Annotated in this window: 13 protein-coding genes; 4 read left to right on the plus strand and 9 right to left on the minus strand. The window is 59.0% G+C overall.

The window, feature by feature from the left end; all coding sequences use genetic code 11:
* The 6 genes from Q0O19_RS09605 to Q0O19_RS09630 all read right to left on the minus strand — a co-directional run.
* The coding region (locus Q0O19_RS09605; protein WP_295522395.1) for an amidase at positions 1-1,354 on the minus strand (1,354 nt) is incomplete at its 3' end.
* Positions 1,355-1,400: 46 nt separating this feature from the next.
* Positions 1,401-2,900, minus strand: a complete 1,500-nt coding sequence (locus Q0O19_RS09610) for a M81 family metallopeptidase (RefSeq protein WP_295522397.1) — start codon at positions 2,898-2,900, stop codon at positions 1,401-1,403.
* A gap of 36 nt (positions 2,901-2,936) precedes the next feature.
* A complete protein-coding gene (locus tag Q0O19_RS09615) occupies positions 2,937-4,565 on the minus strand; it encodes an ABC transporter ATP-binding protein (protein WP_295522399.1) in 1,629 nt (542 codons plus the stop codon).
* Positions 4,565-5,440, minus strand: coding sequence for an ABC transporter permease (locus Q0O19_RS09620; protein ID WP_295522402.1), 876 nt, complete (start codon positions 5,438-5,440; stop codon positions 4,565-4,567). Before Q0O19_RS09620 ends, Q0O19_RS09615 begins: the two co-directional genes overlap by 1 nt.
* A complete protein-coding gene (locus tag Q0O19_RS09625; RefSeq protein WP_295522404.1) occupies positions 5,440-6,393 on the minus strand; it encodes an ABC transporter permease in 954 nt (317 codons plus the stop codon). Before Q0O19_RS09625 ends, Q0O19_RS09620 begins: the two co-directional genes overlap by 1 nt.
* A 14-nt stretch (positions 6,394-6,407) precedes the next feature.
* Positions 6,408-7,991: an ABC transporter substrate-binding protein gene (locus Q0O19_RS09630; RefSeq protein WP_295522406.1), complete on the minus strand. Its 1,584-nt coding sequence runs from the start codon at positions 7,989-7,991 to the stop codon at positions 6,408-6,410.
* A gap of 158 nt (positions 7,992-8,149) precedes the next feature.
* Here Q0O19_RS09630 and Q0O19_RS09635 point away from each other — a divergent pair, with 158 nt between their 5' ends.
* Positions 8,150-9,580 carry an amidase gene (locus tag Q0O19_RS09635; protein WP_295522408.1) on the plus strand — a complete coding sequence of 477 codons (1,431 nt, stop codon included), beginning with the start codon at positions 8,150-8,152 and terminating at the stop codon, positions 9,578-9,580.
* Positions 9,581-9,600: 20 nt separating this feature from the next.
* Here Q0O19_RS09635 and Q0O19_RS09640 read toward each other — a convergent pair whose 3' ends face one another.
* On the minus strand, positions 9,601-10,035 hold the full coding sequence (locus Q0O19_RS09640) for a rhodanese-like domain-containing protein (protein ID WP_295522410.1): 435 nt from the start codon (positions 10,033-10,035) through the stop codon (positions 9,601-9,603).
* Between the two features lie 181 nt (positions 10,036-10,216).
* On the opposite strand from Q0O19_RS09640, the gene icmF reads away from it, so the two are divergent.
* From icmF to Q0O19_RS09655, 3 genes are all read left to right on the plus strand, one after another.
* The gene (gene icmF, locus Q0O19_RS09645; protein WP_295522412.1) at positions 10,217-13,507 is read left to right on the plus strand and encodes a fused isobutyryl-CoA mutase/GTPase IcmF; all 3,291 of its coding nucleotides are present in this window, start codon (positions 10,217-10,219) and stop codon (positions 13,505-13,507) included.
* A gap of 47 nt (positions 13,508-13,554) precedes the next feature.
* A complete protein-coding gene (locus tag Q0O19_RS09650) occupies positions 13,555-14,718 on the plus strand; it encodes an ATP-binding protein (protein ID WP_295522414.1) in 1,164 nt (387 codons plus the stop codon).
* 371 nt (positions 14,719-15,089) lie between these two features.
* Entirely contained in the window at positions 15,090-15,692 is a 603-nt protein-coding gene (locus Q0O19_RS09655) for a hypothetical protein (protein WP_295522416.1), read from the plus strand.
* Between the two features lie 75 nt (positions 15,693-15,767).
* On the opposite strand, the gene Q0O19_RS09660 is transcribed toward Q0O19_RS09655, so the two are convergent.
* Together Q0O19_RS09660 and Q0O19_RS09665 are read right to left on the minus strand one after the other, a co-directional pair.
* On the minus strand, positions 15,768-16,724 hold the full coding sequence (locus tag Q0O19_RS09660; protein ID WP_295522417.1) for a hypothetical protein: 957 nt from the start codon (positions 16,722-16,724) through the stop codon (positions 15,768-15,770).
* A gap of 365 nt (positions 16,725-17,089) precedes the next feature.
* A partial coding sequence (locus Q0O19_RS09665; protein ID WP_295522419.1) for an alkaline phosphatase PhoX occupies positions 17,090-18,428 on the minus strand: 1,339 nt, incomplete at its 5' end.

Here is an 18,428-nt window from a genome sequence, read left to right on the forward strand (position 1 = left end):
CATCACCAAACATCGGGCCCACGATCTGCAAGCCCATGGGAAGGCCGCTCTGGGTCAAGCCACAGGGCACGGTGATGGCCGGCTGTTGTGTCAAGTTAAAGGGATAGCTGAAGGGTGTCCAGCCCAGCATGGACACGGGGTCCATGGCCACCGTGCCGGCGGCACGCGCTTCAAAGGCGGGAATGGACACGGCAGGCGTGACCAGCAAATCAAAACGCTGCATGAACTGCCGCATGTGCGAACCCAAGACCCCACGGCGTTGGTTCAATTGCTGGACATGCAAGGCGCTCAGTTGCGCGCCCAGCTCGGCTTCGGTTTGAAAATCCGGGTCTGCCACAGCCTGCTGCTCAGCGCTCAAGCCTTTCCAGACGGTGTATGCGCCCAAAAACCACAGGCCGGTGGTGATGTCGAGCGGGTCCTCAAAACCGGGGTCAATTTGCTCCACATGCGCGCCCAGGGCTTGCAGTTGCTGCACGGCGGCATGAACCGCTGCGGCAATCTCGGGGTGCACGTTCTGCGCGTACCCCAAGGTGGGCGAGTAAGCGATCCGCAGGCCGCGAATGCCGTCTTCCAGACCCACCGTGTAGTCGCTGCCGTCGGGTGGCAGGGATGTCCAGTCGCGCGCGTCGGGCTGCTTGAGCACATTGGTCATCAAGGCGGCATCGCGCACGCTCATGGTGTGCGGCCCCAAGTGTGCGACCGAACCGAAAGGTGACAAGGGGTAAGCGGGCACGCGGCCAAAGCTGGGTTTCAAACCCACGTTGCCGCAAAAAGCCGCCGGAATGCGCACGCTGCCAGCGCCGTCGGTGCCCACGCCAATGGGCCCCAGGCCAGCGGCCACAGCAGCGGCCGTACCGCCAGAGGAACCGCCAGGGGTGTGGTTCAGGTTCCAGGGGTTGCGGGTGATGCCCGTGGCGGGCGAGTTGGTTTCGCCCTTGCAGCCAAACTCGGGGGTGGTGGTTTTGCCCAGCAACACCGCACCCGCCTCGCGCAAGCGGGCGGTGGCTGGGGCGTCGATGTCCCAGGGTTGGTTCGGGTCAACCGTGCGGCTGCCGCGCAGGGTGGGCCAACCGCGCGTGAGGATCAAGTCCTTGATGGACGTGGGCACGCCATCCAGAGCGCCCACGGGCGCGCCTTGCTGGCGGTGCGCCTGCCAACGGGCCTCGCTGGCCCGGGCGCTGTCCAAAGCCGCTTTCTCGTCCAGCCAGCAAAAAGCATTGATTTGCGGGTTGACACGCTCGATGCGCTGCAGCACCGCCTGCGTCACCTCGACCGGTGAAGTCTGGCCACTGCGGTACAGCGCCAGCAGTTCGTGGGCCGGCATCTGGGTCAGGTCTTGCGCTTGGGTGTTCATGCTGAAGCCTTTTCAGAAAATGGAATGTCTGATCCCTGAATCCGTTTCAGGGCCGGGTGCGCGTATGGGGGCTGAGTTTTTTCCAAGGCAATTCGCCCGGATCGGCCGCCATGGGGCCTGCCGCTTTGGCCACCAGCACCAGACTGGCGATCGGCGTGAAGTCGGCACGAAAATGGTTGGAGCTTTTGACCACCAGCAGCTTCATCTGCTCGGGTTGGATGCCCACGGCGCGAAACAGTTCGCGGTCGAGCATTTGGCATTTGCCACTGGACACGGCGATCAGCACCCCGTCGATTTCCAGGCAAGCGCAAGGACCGATGTGGGCTTTCATGCCGGTCATCATTGGGCCTTTGAGTTCGCAGTCATCCGGCCCCAAAGCCCGCACCGTGAAGCGCCCCTGCAATGGGGGGTCGCTCGCCTCGCCCGTGAAGGTGGGCACAGCCTTGCCCAAAGCCAGTTGCAAATTGGCACCCACCCCAGCCTCATGCGCCATGCGAGCGGCATCAGGGTCATACAACAAGCCCAGGGCCACCTGACCCGGCCAGCGTTGGCCCGCGCCCTGCTGCAACAAGGCGTGCAACATGCCGGTGGTGTTGCTGTCGCCGCCTGCGCCCGGGTTGTCCTGGGTGTCGGCCATGACCACGGGGGCGGACGACACCTCGGCCTTGGCCAGGGCCTGCGTGACCGCCTCTCGGGCGGGTAGCACATCGGGTCGCCATTGGCCAGGCTCGGCCACACGCTCAAACAAGCGTTGCACCGCAGCTTGGGCCTGCGGGCCGTGGCCCCAGACCACCGGGCCACATTCGGCAAAGTCAGAGGCCGGAAAGCCCATGCAAAAACTGAGCATGCAACCGGTTTGGGTTTCCAGGGCCATCATCTCGTCGTACAGATCCTTGGCCGGGGCCATCCAGGTGCTTTGCGCATTGAGTGGAATCAAAAACGGCAGGCGCCGGGCCTGCATCGGGCGCTTGCCACCTGCACGAAAATGCTCGCGCAACAGCATGGCCGCCCGCTCACCGGTGTCGGCCATGTCGATGTGGGGGTAGGTGCGGTAGGCCACCAGGCCATCGGACAGTTGCAACATGCGCTCGGTCACGTTGGCATGCAAGTCTAAGCTGGCCACGATCGGCACCTGCGGGCCCACCACGGCGCGGATGCGCGCGATGAGTTCACCTTCGCTGTCGTCGGCATTTTCGGCCACAGCCGCGCCGTGTAAATCCAGGTACACGCCATCCAGACCTTGGACCAAAGCCGAGCGCACATCTTCGAGAATGCCAGCACAGATGCGTTCAAAGGCGTCTTCGGTCACATACGAGGAGGGTGTCGCGCCCGCCCAGGCAGAGGGCAACACTTGCCAGCCTTCGCGCCGCGCCGCGTCGATGAAGCCACCCACCGGGATGTTCACACCCGTCATGTTGTCCAGCAGGGCCTGGCCACGCACATAGGCCGGAAAAGCCTCCCCGCTTTGGAAGGCGGCCCAATCGGCCAGACTGGGTGCAAAGGTGTTCGTTTCGTGCTGGTAGCCAGCGATCAAGATGCGGGTCATGGAAGGCCGTGTTCGAGGTTCAGATCAGAGACCGCCTCAAGGCACGGTCTCGAGGGGCGGCAAAGCAGCCGGTGCGGCTTGCAGAAGACGCCTTGTGTAGTCATGTTGGGGGTTGGCGTACAGCTCAGCTGTCGGCCCTTCTTCGACGATATGGCCTTGGTGCATCACGATCACGCGGTCACACAACTGGGCGGCCACTCGCAAATCATGCGTGATGAAGAGCAAGCCCAAACCCAGTCGGCCCTGAATTTCGCGCAGCAAATTCAATATTTGCGCTTGCACGCTCACGTCCAGCGCGCTCACCGCCTCGTCGGCCACCAGCACCTGGGGACGACAAGCCAAGGCACGGGCAATGGCCAGGCGTTGTCTTTGCCCGCCACTGAACTGGCTGGGGTAGCGTTGCAGCGCCTCGACCGGCAGGCGCACCTGGGTCATCAACTCGGCCGCCAACGCTTCGGCCTCTGCGCGTGATTGGCCGAAATTCATGGCCCCTTCGACCATGGACTGGCCCACCGTGCGGCGTGGGTTGAGCGATCGGTTCGGGTCTTGAAACACCACCTGTACCCGGTTGCGCAAAGGCCGCAAGCGGCCTTCGGGCAAGGTGGCAACCTCATGGTCACCCCAGAGGACGCTGCCCTCGGTCGGATCGATCAGGCGGATCAGGCAACGGGCAAACGTAGACTTGCCCGAACCGGACTCGCCCACGACGCCCACGGTCTCACCCGCGTGCACCGCCACATGGGCGTTTTGCAGCGCAGCAGTGGCGCGGTTGCGGCCCATCCAATCGCGACTGGCGTAAGTTTTACCCACGCCCTGACCGGACAGCAAGGCCTGGCCACTGAAGGCGGGTTTGGCGGAAGGGGGCGTCATGCCAGGCACGGCCGCCAGCAACTGGTGCGTGTATTCGGCCTTGGGGCGGCGCAAGACCTGCTCACAGGGCCCGCCTTCAACCGCTTCGCCCTGGTTCATCACCAAGACATCGTCGGCAATTTCGGCCACCACGCCCATGTCATGCGTGATGAACAGCACCGCACTGCCTTGCTCGCGCTGCAGGTCGGCAATCAGCCGCAAAATTTCTTTTTGCGTGGTCACATCGAGCGCCGTGGTCGGCTCGTCGCAAATGATCAGGGCGGGCTTGAGCACCACCGCCATGGCGATCACAATGCGTTGGCGCTGACCGCCACTCAGTTGGTGCGGGTAACTGCGCAGCATGCGCTCCGGGTCGGGCAAACGCACACGTTCAAAAATGCGCAAAATTTCGGTGCGGCGCTGGTCCCTGGGCCAATCGGTGTGGGTCGAAAGCAATTCATCAACTTGGTCACCGCAGGTCATCACCGGATTGAGTGCGGTCATGGGTTCTTGAAACACCATGCCCATGCTGCGCCCACGCAAACCCCGCAAACGCGCAGCCGAGGCACCGAGCAAAGACTCGCCTTGCAAGAGAATTTCGCCACCGCTGGGCTGAAGCTCTTTGGCCAACAGGCCCATCACGGTGGTGGCCATCACGGATTTGCCCGAGCCCGACTCGCCCACCACACACAAGGTCTGGCCAGGGAGGATGCTGAGCGACACCTGGTGCACCGCGTGCAACCGGTCACTCCCAGCAGGCAGAGACACCGACAACTGGCGAATGGACAAGACCGGTTGATTGGTTTGGGCACTCATCAGGCGCCTCTTTTCGCAAACTTGGGGTCCAGCACGTCGCGCAAACCATCCCCCAGCAAATTCACAGCCAGCACGGTGGGCACCAAAAACAAAGCGGGGTAAAGCACGTTACCGGGGTACTGGCTGAACTGCACGCGCCCCTCCGCCATGATGTTGCCCCAAGTCGGAATGTCAGGCGGCAAGCCCAGGCCCAGAAAACTCAAAATCGCCTCGGTCAGCACCGCAGAAGCAGCCACAAAGGTGCCCTGCACGATCAGGGGAGCCAAAGCGTTGGGCAAAATATGCCGCCAGAGAATGATCGGCGTCGGGGTGGCCAGCGCACGGGCTGCTTCCACAAAAGGCTCTTCGCGCAGGCTCAGGACCAAAGAGCGAACCAAGCGCGTCACACGCGGCACCTCGGGAATCGCAATGGCCACCACCACTGTGCCCACTTGCGCGCCCAATGCCGCCACCAGCGCAATGGCCAGCAAAATGGCAGGAATGGCCATTAAGCCATCCATGAAACGCATCAACACCGCGTCGACTTGCCGAAAGTAGCCGGCCAGCATGCCCAACAAGCCGCCCACAGCCAAGGCCAGCGCCGCGGTGAAGCCGCCCACCAGCAAGGAAACTTGTGCACCATAGACCACGCGGCTGTAAAGGTCGCGGCCAAAGCTGTCGGTGCCCAGCCAGAAAGTGTGGGCCACCTTGCTGCCGTCGACCAAAGTGAAGTCCCCCTTGAGACCGGCGGGCTTGTTGATGAAATTGGAATCCATGGCCGCCGGGTCCAAGGTGCCCAGCCAGGGCGCCAGCAAAGACACCAACACCATCAACCCAAGCACCACGGCACCAAACCGGATCGAGCCGTTGGCCCATAAACGATGAGAGACTGACATCAGTAACGAATCCTCGGATCAAGAAAGAGGTAGCTCAGATCGACCAAGAGGTTGATGAACACGTAGGCACAAGAAAACAGCAAAACCAAGCCCTGGATCACCGGGAAGTCGCGGTTCAGCACCGCATCCACCGTCAACTGGCCCAAGCCCGGGATGGCGTACACCGTCTCGGTCACGACCACGCCGCCGATGAGCAAGGCCACGCCAATGCCAATCACGGTGACGATGGGCACGGCCGCATTGGCCAGCGCGTGGCGCAGCAGCACAGCTTGTTCGGTCACCCCTTTGGCACGCGCGGTGCGGATGTAGTCTTCGGTCAGGGCCTCAGAGACGCTGGCCCGGGTGACCCGCGCAATCAACGCCACATAAATCATGGCCAGCGTCATCCAGGGCAGGATCAGCTGCCGCATCCAATCCCACACCCCGACACTGCGCGGCCCAAACAAGGCTTTGTAGCCCTGCACGGGCAACCATTCCAGACGAATGGCAAACAGGTAAATGAGCAAGTAGCCGACCACGAAGACCGGCACCGAAAACCCGGCCACCGAAAAACCGGACAGAACTTTGTCGAGCCACCCCCCCATGCGCCAAGCAGCGATGGTGCCTAAGGGAATGGCCACGGCAATGGCCAGCACCAAAGTGCCCGCCGCCAAAGACAAGGTGGGCTCGATGCGCTGCGCGATCAGCTCTGTGACGGGTTTGTTCAGGTAATACGAATACCCCAGATCGCCCTGAAACACCCGACCGATCCAGATGAAATACTGGGACAGGATCGACCGATCCAAACCCAACTGTTCGCGGATGCGGTTGATGTCTTCGTTGGTGGCGCTGTTGCCGGCAATGACCGCCGCAGGATCACCGGGGGCCAACCTCAGGATGAGGAAGACCACCAGCGAGACGACGAGCAGGACCGGCAGCACCGCCAGCAGGCGGCGCAGGACGAATTGAAACATCTCTCAGAACCTGATCAATTTTTCTTGATGTTCCACATGGCCGGGATACCGGGCGTTTGCAAAATGCCACTCACATTGCTGCGAATCACGGTGGGTGAGCGGTATTGACCCAAAGGTGCGTGAGTCGCGGTCTCCATGGCCACAGCTTGGATCTCGCTGGCCAACTTCTTTTTCTCTTCGATGGTGCCTGCGCGGGCGAAGCTGGCCTTCAGGGTCTCCAGGCGCGGCTCGTTTTGCCAGCCAAACCAGCCGGTGTCGCCTTTGGCATTGAGCATGGCCATGGCCAGCGGGTTAGAGATGTCGCCGGCCGTCCAAGCGGTCAGGAAAGCATTCCAACCACCCGCCGCGGGCGCGTCTTTCTTGGCACGGCGGGCCACCAAAGAGGCCCAGTCCATTTGCTGCATGTCCACTCTGAAGCCAGCGGCCTCAAGTTGCTGCTTGGCGACCAAAGGAATTTTGGCGATCGAGGCCAGATCGGTCGGGCGCATCAGGAGCACAGGCGTGTTGTCGTAACCGGCTTCTTTGAGCATTTCACGGGCTTTGGCTGGGTTGGCCACGCCGGTGAAGTAACCCGTGTTTTCATCCGCATACACCGTGCCGCAAGGGAAGATACTGCGGCACAACTTGCCCAACTCGGGCACGCCAATTTGGGTGTTGATGTAGGCCTGCTGCCCCATGGCCACCATGGCAGCTTGACGGATCTTGGGGTTGTCAAATGGTTTGTGCAGGTGGTTAAAGCGCATGATGAATTGCAAGCCTGCTGGGGAAAAGTCATCGATCTTCAAACCCTCGGTTTTCTTCAGGGTTTCATATTGCTCAAAACTAGGCTGCTCGACCATGTCCACTTCGCCCGCCTTGATGGCATTGAACTGGGTTTGCGGGTCGCGGATGATGACCCATTCCACACGGTCAAAGTTGACCGGACGGCCACCCGCCATGCCACTGGGGGCTTCATTGCGCGACCTGTATTTGGCATTGCGTGTGTAAACCGCCAGGGCGCCGGGCTTGAACTCGTCGGCCTTGAAGATGAAGGGGCCCGAACCAATGTGCTCCTTGATTTGCTCGGCGCCGGGTGTGGCCGCAATGCGCGCGGGCATGATGAAGGGCACGTTTGACGAGGCCTTGCCCAAGGCGTCGATCACGATGCCGCTGGGCTCCTTGAGGACCATTCGGAAGGTGTTGGCATCGGGGGTTTCGTAGCGGTCAATGAAGGTGTTCAGGATGCCGCCCATGGCATCGCGGCTGGCCCAGCGCTTGAGGGAGGCCACCACGTCTTCACTGGTCACAGGCTTGCCGTCATGGAACTCCAAGCCAGCGCGAAGTTTGAAGGTCCAGGTTTTACGGTCGGCCGAAGTGGTGTAAGTGTCCACCATTTGGGGCTTGATGTTGCCCTGTGCGTCTTCGGAAAAGAGCGTGTCGTAAATCATGTACGCATGGTTGCGGGTCACGTAGGCCGTGGTCCAGATGGGGTCGAGCACCGCCAAGTTGGCGTGGGGCACGAATCGGAATACCTTGTTGTCTTGGGCTTGTGCCACGACAGGCGCCAGCATGCTCAAACCCAACATACCCGTGGCCGCAAACAGAACACGTCTTTTCATGATCAGATCTCCAAAAAAGGAACAATTGAAAAACCATGATGACAGCTTTCAAAACGGACAAGCGTCACCTTTGCGCAAATCAGAGTCGGGGTTTTCACCAGTGGCTGATCACCCTTTGACCGCTTTCATAATACAAATAAAACCGAAAGCGTCACCCCATGGTCAACCCTAACAACTCGGCGATTGATTTGTCCCGCGCCATACACCTTAAGCAGGTGTCATGCCAGGAAGTGATGCAGTCCACACTGGAGCGCATTGCGCGATGGAATACGCAATCCAACGCCATCGTCAGTCTGCAAGAACCCGAACTTTTGATGGCACAAGCGCGCGAGCGCGATGCTCAACTGGCCCGGGGTGAATCGATGGGCTGGATGCACGGCATGCCGCAAGCCATCAAGGACTTGGCCCATGCACAAGGTTTGCGCACCACTTTGGGCAGCCCGCTCATGAAGGACTTTGTGGCCACTGAGGATGGACTCATGGTTCAAAGGATGAAAGCCGCCGGCGCCATCGTCATCGGCAAGACCAACACACCCGAGTTTGGACTGGGCTCGCACACATTCAACGAGGTGTTTGGCCCCACCCGCAACGCTTGGAATCCGAACAAAACCGCTGGCGGCAGCAGCGGTGGTGCGGCCGTGGCGCTGGCCCAGCGCCTGTTGCCCGTAGCCGATGGCTCGGACTTCATGGGCAGCTTGCGCAACCCGGCCGGATGGAACCATGTGTTTGGCCTGCGCCCCTCACAAGGCCGCGTGCCCATGTCGCCCGCGCAAGACGTGTTCATTGCCCAACTGGCCACGGAAGGCCCCATGGCCCGCCATGTGGCCGATTTGGCCATGCTGCTGTCGGTGCAAGCCGGGGCTCACCCGTCCAGCCCTTTGAGCCTGACCGAAGACCCCGCTGTGTTTGCAGGCGCATTTGACAGCAATCCCAAAGGCCTGCGCATGGGCTGGTTGGGCAACTTGCAGGGTTACTTGCCGATGGAGGACGGCATTCTCGATGTCTGCCAGTCTGCGCTGAACAGTTTTTCGGGGATGGGCTGCACGGTGGACGAGGCCTGTTTGGGCATGCCACCCGAAGAAATTTGGCAAGCGTGGTTGGTCTGGCGGCAAGCTTTGGTGGGGCCGCGCATCGCGCCTTTCTTGATCAACCCCGCCAACCGTGCACACATCAAAGCCGAAGCGCTTTGGGAACACGACCAATCACTGGGCTTAACGGGTTCTCAACTGATGGCGGCCAGCGCCAGCCGCACGCGCTTTTACCAAAGCATGTTGGCCCTGTTCGAGAAATTCGACGTGCTGGCCATCCCTGTGGCGCAAGTGTGGCCGTTTGATGTGAACCTGCGTTGGCCACAGAGCGTGGCAGGTCAAAGCATGGACACCTACCACCGTTGGATGGAGGTGGTGATTTACGCCACGTTTGCTGGCCTGCCTTCCATCAGCGTGCCTGCAGGCTTTGGCGAGAACGGTTTGCCCATGGGCCTGGCCCTGATTGGCAAACCCCAAGGCGATTGGGCTTTGCTGAAACTGGCCCACGCTTACGAAATGGCGAATCTAGACATGATCGCCCGCCGGCCTCCTGGCGTTTGAACTCGGGTGGCTTGACCCGCTCAGTTTTGCTGCCAAGGCAAGCCGCGCACGCGCCAACCGCCCAGGGTGCCGCGGTGGGCCTCATCATCTGGGTCGCCTTCGAAACCTTCGAGGATGTTGTAGGCCTGCAAGCCCAACTCGGTGGCGCGCTGCGCGGCGGCGATCGAGCGCACACCGCTACGGCACAACATGACCAGTTTCTTTCCGCCCGCACCCAAGGCCTGCACGCCCGCATCAAAGTCCGAGTTCGTTGTCATGCCGGGCCACTGCTTCCAGGCCAGCGGGTGAGCTCCAGGCACAAAACCCACCCAGGCACGCTCTGCGTCGGTGCGCACATCCACCAACTCGGCTTCACCCGATTGCACCCAAGCCCAAGCCTGTTCAGGGGAAATGTCGCCTGCGTAGCCGACGGCCGATTGGACTGCGGGAAGTGTGGGCGCTGAGGAAAAGGTCATGGGGCGTTCATCCAAAAGTAGGAAAGTTCATTTTTAAGCGGTTTCAGTGCCAAATCATAGCTTTTCGCCTGCACGTCAAAGTGTCAGTGACAGGATGGGTCGCAACGGCTAAGATGCAGGGTTTGATTGACGTTTACGTCAACGTCAAAGCCAAAATATACCGCCCGCTAACGGAGATTCCATGACCGACCTTTCCGCTGAATTCAAAGCCTTGGCCGAATACCGCCCCACGAACAAGGTGCGATTTGTCACCGCCGCCAGTTTGTTCGATGGGCACGATGCGGCCATCAACATCATGCGCCGCATCCTGCAAAGCATGGGCGCTGAAGTCATCCACCTGGGGCACAACCGTTCCGTGGACGAGGTGGTGACCGCCGCGCTTCAAGAAGACGCGCAGGGCATCGCCATCAGCTCCTACCAGGGCGGGCACAACGAATACTTCAGCTACATGGTCGACCTGCTTCAGGCCCGTGGTGGCCAGCACATCCAGGTGTTTGGTGGTGGCGGCGGCGTGATCGTGCCGTCTGAGATTCGCGCCTTGGCCGAAAAAGGCGTGCGGATTTTCAGCCCCGAAGACGGCCAAAAAATGGGCCTGGCCGGGATGATCGGCGAGATGGTCATGCGCTGCGATAAGGATTTGAGCCCGCAGGCACCCAAAGACGTGGCAGCGATTCAGGGCCACAGCGAAATGAACTGGCGTGCCTTGGCGCAGTTGATGACCGCACTGGAGAACGGCAAAGCCGATGCGAGCATGGTCCAAGCCGTGCGCGAACAAGCGGCGCAAAAGAAGGTGCCTGTGCTGGGCATCACCGGCACGGGCGGTGCCGGCAAGTCCTCGCTCACCGACGAGTTGATCCGCCGACTGCGGCTGGACCAAGGCGACGCCTTGCGTGTGGCCGTGATCTCCATTGACCCTTCGCGCCGCAAGAGCGGTGGTGCCTTGCTGGGCGACCGCATCCGCATGAACGCTATCAACCCTTGGTCACAAGGCCCGCGTGTTTTCATGCGCTCGCTGGCCACACGCGACTTTGGCTCCGAAATTTCTGCCGCTTTGCCCGATGTGGTGGCCGCCTGCAAGGTGGCAGACTTTGATGTGATCGTGGTCGAGACCTCGGGCATTGGCCAGGGCGACGCGGCCATCGTGCCGCATGTGGATGTGCCCATGTACGTGATGACCCCAGAATTTGGCGCGGCAAGTCAGCTCGAAAAAATCGACATGCTGGACTTTGCAGAGTTTGTGGCCATTAACAAGTTCGACCGCAAGGGCGCTTCCGATGCACTGCGCGATGTGGCCAAACAGGTGCAGCGCAACAAGGAAGCCTGGACCGTTCCAACTGAGCAAATGCCGGTGTTTGGCACCATGGCCGCACGCTTCAACGACGATGGCGTCACCGCCTTGTACCAAGCGCTCAAAACCCGTCTGGCTGTACTGGGCATGCAGACCACCGAAGGCCGTTTGCCTGTGGTCACGGTGCGTTACAGCACCCACCAGAACCCGGTGGTGCCCTCCTCGCGCACCCGCTATTTGGCGGAGATCAGCGACACGGTGCGTGGCTACAAAAAACGCGCCGTTGACCAGTCCCGCTTGGCTCGCGAAATCCAACAATTGCGCGCTGCAGCACGCATGCTCGAAGTGGGCAAAGCCGGGCGAGCCAAAGCGGCCGAAGCCGCCATCGACCTGGCCATCGCCAGGGAAGAATCCCAGGACCCTCAAGCCAAGAAATTGCTGGCCCAATGGCCCGACATGCAAAAAGCCTACGCAGGCGATGAATACGTGGTGAAGATCCGCGACAAGGAAATCCGCACCGCGCTGACCACCAAGAGTCTGTCTGGCACCACCATCCGCAAAGTCGCATTGCCCCAATACGAAGACGATGGCGAAGTGCTCAAGTGGTTGATGCTGGACAACGTTCCCGGTAGCTACCCCTACACCGCTGGCACCTTTGCCTTCAAGCGCGAGGGCGAAGACCCGACCCGCATGTTCGCAGGCGAAGGTGACCCCTTCCGCACCAACCGCCGCTTCAAGTTGGTCAGCGAAGGCCTGCCCGCCAAACGCTTGTCCACCGCTTTTGACTCGGTCACGCTGTACGGTAACGATCCCGATTTGCGTCCGGACATCTACGGCAAGATCGGCAACTCGGGCGTGAACGTGGCCACGCTGGACGACATGAAGGTGCTGTACTCGGGCTTTGACCTGTGCAACCCGACCACGTCGGTGTCGATGACCATCAACGGCCCCGCGCCTTCGATCCTGGCCATGTTCATGAACACGGCCATTGACCAGAACATCGACAAGTTCAAGCTGGAAAACGGCCGCGAACCCACCGAGACAGAGACCGCCAAGATCAAGGCTTGGGTGTTGGCCAATGTGCGCGGCACGGTGCAAGCCGACATCCTGAAAGAAGACCAAGGCCAAAACACCTGTATCTTCTCGACCGAGTTCTCGCTCAAAGTGATGGGTGACATCGCTCAGTATTTTGTGCACCACGACGTGCGCAACTTCTACTCGGTATCCATCAGCGGTTACCACATTGCCGAGGCCGGGGCCAACCCGATCAGCCAGCTGGCCTTCACGCTGTCCAACGGGTTCACTTTTGTGGAAGCCTACTTGGCGCGCGGCATGCACATCGACGACTTCGCGGCGAACCTGAGCTTCTTCTTCAGCAACGGCATGGACCCGGAGTACACCGTCATGGGCCGTGTGGCGCGCCGCATCTGGGCCGTGGCCATGAAAGAGAAGTACGGTGCCAACGAGCGATCACAAAAACTGAAGTACCACATCCAGACTTCAGGCCGCTCGCTGCACGCGCAAGAAATTCAGTTCAACGACATCCGCACCACGCTTCAAGCGCTGATTGCCATCTACGACAACTGCAATAGTCTGCACACCAACGCGTTTGACGAAGCCATCACCACGCCCACCGCAGACTCGGTGCGTCGCGCCATGGCGATCCAACTCATCATCAACCGCGAGTGGGGCTTGGCCAAAAACGAGAACCCGAGCCAAGGCGCTTTCATCATCGACGAGCTCACCGAATTGCTGGAAGAAGCCGTGCTGGCCGAGTTCGAGAAGATCGCCGAGCGTGGCGGCGTGCTGGGCGCGATGGAAACCGGCTACCAGCGCGGCAAGATCCAAGACGAATCCATGCACTACGAGATGCTCAAGCACACCGGCGAGTTGCCCATCATCGGCGTCAACACCTTCCGCAACCCCAAGGGTGACGAAGTCATGGAAACGCTGGAACTGGCCCGTTCGACCGAAGAAGAAAAGCAATCACAGCTCAAGCGTTTGAATGACTTCCAAGCCCTGCACGCCAAAGAGTCCCCCGCCATGCTCCAACGCCTGCAACAGGCCGTGATCGACAACGGCAACGTGTTCGAGGTGCTGATGGACGCGGTGCGTGTCTGCTCACTGGGTCAGATCACCAATGCTTTGTTTGAGGTGGGTGGGCAGTACCGGCGTAATATGTGAGTTGAATTATTCTAGTATTTTTAACATGTCATGTTTAAAATGCAAGGATGTTTATTAGGAAATCATTCCAAGAAATTCGCAACCATCTAGGCTGGAGCCCAGCTGTTGCTATTTTGGGTGCACGTCAAATCGGCAAGACAACCCTTGCCAGACAGATTGCGACCGAGTTCCCAAATTCGGTTTACCTTGATCTGGAGAACAGCCAAGCACGCGCCAAGCTAGAGCAAGCAGATGTGTTTTTTCAGACCCATCGCGATCGTTTGATTGTGTTAGATGAAATTCAAAATGCGCCCGAGTTGTTAAGCACCATGCGCGGCGAAATTGATGAAGACCGCCGCAATGGACGCTTTCTGATCCTTGGTTCAGCGTCTTACAAACTTTTGCAACAATCACAATCGCTGGCGGGGCGTTTGGCCTTGGTCGACATGGCCCCCCTTCTTCTGAGCGAAGTGCACCGCGACTTCGCTGACATTCAAACACTCTGGTTAAGGGGTGGCTTTCCCAACAGCTACAAAGCACCTGGCGATGAGGCTTCGTGGCTGTGGCGGGATGGCTTTGTGAGGCACTTCTTGAACACTGACTTGCCCGCCTTGGGCATCAATGTTGAACCCGAATTGATGCGGCGCTTTTGGCGCATGGTGGCGCACTTGCACGGGCAGCTGTTCAATGCCTCCAGCATTGCCACATCACTGGGGGTGTCATCGCCCACAGTCACGCGCTACCTTGACCATTTGGTGCAATCCCTCATGCTGCGCCGACTTGAACCATTCCATGCCAACCTCGGCAAGCGGCTGGTGAAATCACCCAAAATTTATGTGCGGGACAGTGGTTTGCTTCATTACCTGATGGGCATACACAACATCAACGACATGATGGGCCATCCTATGACGGGCGCTTCTTGGGAAGGCTTTTGTGTAGAGCAAATTTGCAACCACCTGCCCGCTGGGGCGAGTGTTTCTTTTTATCGAACGGCAGCAGGCGCAGAACTGGATGTGGTGGTCGAGACAGGCAATCAAACCATCGGTTTTGAAATCAAGTTCTCCTCAGCTCCCAAGGTCACCAAAGGTTTTTGGCAAGCCTGCGAAGACACCGGCGTGAACAAAGCCTTTGTGATCGCCCCCGTGCAAGAGGGCTGGGCAATGGCTAAAGATGTTCAAGTCATTTCGCCAATCGATATACCGGCTCACCTTAAATTTAACAATCCACCATGAGCATCCATTCACACTTCACCGCTCCACCCAGCAAACCGATGCTGGTGTTGCGTGCGCGCTTTTCACTCTTTTTTCGCACCCCTTCGGCCACCAGCCCATACCCGTTTTTTCAGTAGGAAAGGGCCAACCGCAATTGTCTTCAAGCAGTCAAAGACGCATCAGAAAATAAGCTTGTTGGTCTTCAAAGGACTCCCATGTTTTCTATTTATCGCAGCATTCGGTGTTCCAGTCTTTTCAGCGAGTCTCACTTGCTGAAGCTTTGCACAGTTGGGGTCCTGGTTGGGGCCATCCCTTCGATCCAAGCTCAGGCTGAAGAAAATCGGGGCGCTTGGCAGCTGAGCGCAGGTTGGCAGGATTACAGTGAACCGCAAATGAACTTGAAAGGCCCCGAGTTGGGCGTGCATTGGCAAAGCCGAGCATGGGGATCGTTCACCGTGGAAGCCGATGCGCATGTTGGCCTGCAAACCTACAACAGCGTTCCATCGGGGCGTTTGGATTCGGTATTGAACGTGGATACACGCTGGCGCGCTCTCAGGGCATCAACAGCCCAGCCCCAATGGCAGTATGGTTTGGCTTTGCACATCCATGCCAATTTTTTGCGTGGCACCACCAGTTTGGGTTTTGGAGGCTATGACCGGCTTTCTACGCAAGTGTGGTTGCCAATTCGCTGGCGTTCGGACAACCCACAGCCTTGGACGGTCGACGCAGGCTGGCTGTTGTGGGGAGAGCATGTGTCACGCTTGTCACAAGCCAACACCCGCTTACAAGACGTGACCAACCAACAGCGCAAAGGTGCTTACCTTCAATTGACCAAGGAAATTCATACCGACATGGGAGAGATACTGCCCTATGCACGCTGGACTTGGGTGGACGATTCGGATGTCCATTGGGTCAGTTTGGTCGGCGTAGAAAGAGGCACTTACGAGCCACGCAACAACAGGCTGCAAGTGGGCTTGAAATGGCGCATCCGATGAATTTGACGAATCACCACCTCAAGACACTGAAGACAACTGATTGTGATGAGCGCCAATTAGGCACCCAAGCGGGCATCAATCCGCTGGAGACAAGATAACCTCAATGGCATACCGTGTCGGCTGTGAACCGGTTTGCTGAAACCACAGCGTCATAGGCCCCTCGCCAACTTGCGATTTGGGCACATTGGCCAACACATTCCGTGCCAAATCACTGGGACCCATGTGGCCGTAAACCAACATACGCGATACATCAATGCCCGCATCAAACACCTTGTTAGGCTGCAAAGCAAAAAAGGCAATGGCGTCTTCCGAGACATACTGCACCAACTTGACCGACAGCAACTGTTGGCCTTTGGGGATGTCCCAGCGCACATAGTCGATATCACCGCGCACCACTACGCCATGGATCAGATAGGTTTGGAGGCCGGGCGCCAAAATGCTGGGCTGCAGAGGGTCGCCTGAAGCTTCATGCGATACAACGCTTGGGTTTTGCAAGTCAAAACCTTGGGCCACAGAATTGTTACCGGCCATGTCCACTTGGCGTAACCAAACCCGGCTCAAGCCGTTACCCATAGCGCCGAGTGCGCTGCCTTTGCCTGCAGACCATGAGCGTTGCTCGTCCAGGGAATACTCCCAACGCGCACCCGGCTCAATGCCCGACAATTTGAAAGTGTTGGTCACACCTTCGGATTGACCCGAGATGGCCACAGCCGATGGAGCTGTGGTGTCCAAAACACAGTTGACGCGCACAATTTCGGAGGTGTTGCCCGCATCGTCCCGAGCGCGGACCCAAATCATTTTGGCGCCGTCGCCTTTGACGTCAAACGAGGCACCGGAACCGCGTGTCCAGCTCGCACCCTGATCCAGCGAAAACTCCCAGTCGATGCCCGAACTTTCAACACCCCACCTGCCGTTGCTGGTGACGCCATCGGTCACGTCAAGACCGGTGTCGTTGAATGACAAAACAGGCGTTTTGAGAATGACCGCACCGGCAACCGGTGGTGTCGGTGCACCTGACACTGTGGTGGCCATAGGCCCCGACCCTGAACCGCCGCAGGCCACTAAAAAAAATGCTGCGCAGAGCAATGCGGTAGATCGAATTAAAAATGGTTGCAGGGAGAACATGTGAACTGATCCAATTTTTTGATTAAATTTAATTGCTTCAAAAGAATGGGAAAAACCTGAATCCGTCTTTTAAGGATCGAAAAAAAAGAAAAAACCCTCACGAGAAAGCATTCAAGTGAGGGTTTATACGTTGACCCGTTTAAGGCGTTTGAATGACTCTTTTCGTGAAAGCTCTCAGTCAATACACCTGTCAGATTGAGGTCGTCTCAACAGCCCAACGAACAACCACAATGGGTTGAATCGTCAGGCCGTTGAAGCGCCCGTCCGTTGGATTACAGACCGATTCTTCCGCCATCGTCTTTGGTGATGACGATGGTGGCCGAACGTGCACGGGTGCCTGCACCGTAAGCGCCACCGACACCATTCATGGCATTGGTGGGCCAGACGCCCTTGGTGGTGTCGTTGTATGCCGTAGCATCTTCAGCGGGGTGCTGAATACCCACAAAAATCGCTTTGCCATCGGCGGTCTCGGTGATGCCCGTCACTTCTGCGCCCTTGGGGCCGACCAAGAAGCGACGCAGGCGTGACTCGCCCAAGATACCGCCAACAAAGGTGTTTTGGGTCGATGTCTGGGCTACGCCAGACACTACTACGGAGTTGCTGACGGTGAATGCACCCCCATCGCCCACTGTGCCGGGGACTGCGGCCACCAACATGCAATTGGTTTCGTCGGTGAAAGCGCCGTCGTCGGTCTGGATCCAGCAAATGCCGGTGGACTTGCTGAACCACAAGCCATCTGGGGAGGAGAAAGAGTTGGCAGCAGTCAAGCGCGACAGATTAACGTTCACGTCAGCTGAGTCTTCCTCTGCACCAAACAAGAAAATATCCCAAGTGAAGGTGGTGGCATCTGACATGCTGTTGGTTTCTTTGAAACGAACAATGTGACCGTTGGGATTTCCGTCACGAGTCGAAGCGCCGTCGGTGCGGCCGTCGGTGTCTCTGTAATAACGCGGGTTGGCGGCATTGACCATAGCGACCGTTTTTTCAGGGGTTCTGTTGTTGGTCATTGCAAAGTAGATCTCGCCGTTGGCGTGGTTGACCGCGCCCCACTCAGGCCGGTCCATCTTGGTGGCGCCTGCGGCGTCGGCGGCAACACGCGTGTGCACCAACACTTCGGCCTGGTTGGTAAAGCCGAAAGCGGCAGCCTTGATCAAAGGGTTGTTGATGCTGAGCTCCAACCACTCGCCTTTGCCGGTATCGTCGAACCTCGCGACGTACAACTTACCTTCGTTGAGGTATTTGTCGCCCGCTGTGATGCCGCCGCCGATGTCGGCTGCGTCCCAGTTTTTGGCGCTGACAAATTTGTAGATGTATTCGTTGCGTGAATCGCAGCCCATGTAAAAGGCCAGAGGTTTGCCAACCACGGGGAAACCACAAACGGCCGCCTCGTGCGCAAAACGACCCATAGCCATGCGTTTTGAAGGCGTCGATTCCACGTTAGCCGGATCGATTTCAACGTTGGAGCCAAAGGTTTGTGGCTCGTTGCGGAAGTCTGCGGCTGCAGTCGCACCCGAAGCGGACACGTTCCAACGGGCGAATCTGGCGGTGGGGTCTGCGCCGGTCACGGTGTGCCAGCCTTGTGTGCGCGAAGTGGTGGCCGTGGCGGAAGTG

Origin of the sequence: Limnohabitans sp. Rim8, assembly GCF_945869175.1 — a bacterium.
GTDB lineage: Bacteria > Pseudomonadota > Gammaproteobacteria > Burkholderiales > Burkholderiaceae_C > Limnohabitans_A.

Bases quoted from the DNA above. Each gene is read 5' to 3' on its own strand.
- Q0O19_RS09610 (WP_295522397.1), bottom strand. From the start codon at position 2,900: ATGACCCGCATCTTGATCGCTGGCTACCAGCACGAAACGAACACCTTT.
- Q0O19_RS09615 (WP_295522399.1), bottom strand. From the start codon at position 4,565: ATGAGTGCCCAAACCAATCAACCGGTCTTGTCCATTCGCCAGTTGTCG.
- Q0O19_RS09620 (WP_295522402.1), bottom strand. From the start codon at position 5,440: ATGTCAGTCTCTCATCGTTTATGGGCCAACGGCTCGATCCGGTTTGGT.
- Q0O19_RS09625 (WP_295522404.1), bottom strand. From the start codon at position 6,393: ATGTTTCAATTCGTCCTGCGCCGCCTGCTGGCGGTGCTGCCGGTCCTG.
- Q0O19_RS09630 (WP_295522406.1), bottom strand. From the start codon at position 7,991: ATGAAAAGACGTGTTCTGTTTGCGGCCACGGGTATGTTGGGTTTGAGC.
- Q0O19_RS09635 (WP_295522408.1), top strand. From the start codon at position 8,150: ATGGTCAACCCTAACAACTCGGCGATTGATTTGTCCCGCGCCATACAC.
- Q0O19_RS09640 (WP_295522410.1), bottom strand. From the start codon at position 10,035: ATGACCTTTTCCTCAGCGCCCACACTTCCCGCAGTCCAATCGGCCGTC.
- icmF (WP_295522412.1), top strand. From the start codon at position 10,217: ATGACCGACCTTTCCGCTGAATTCAAAGCCTTGGCCGAATACCGCCCC.
- Q0O19_RS09650 (WP_295522414.1), top strand. From the start codon at position 13,555: ATGTTTATTAGGAAATCATTCCAAGAAATTCGCAACCATCTAGGCTGG.
- Q0O19_RS09655 (WP_295522416.1), top strand. From the start codon at position 15,090: ATGAACTTGAAAGGCCCCGAGTTGGGCGTGCATTGGCAAAGCCGAGCA.
- Q0O19_RS09660 (WP_295522417.1), bottom strand. From the start codon at position 16,724: ATGGCCACCACAGTGTCAGGTGCACCGACACCACCGGTTGCCGGTGCG.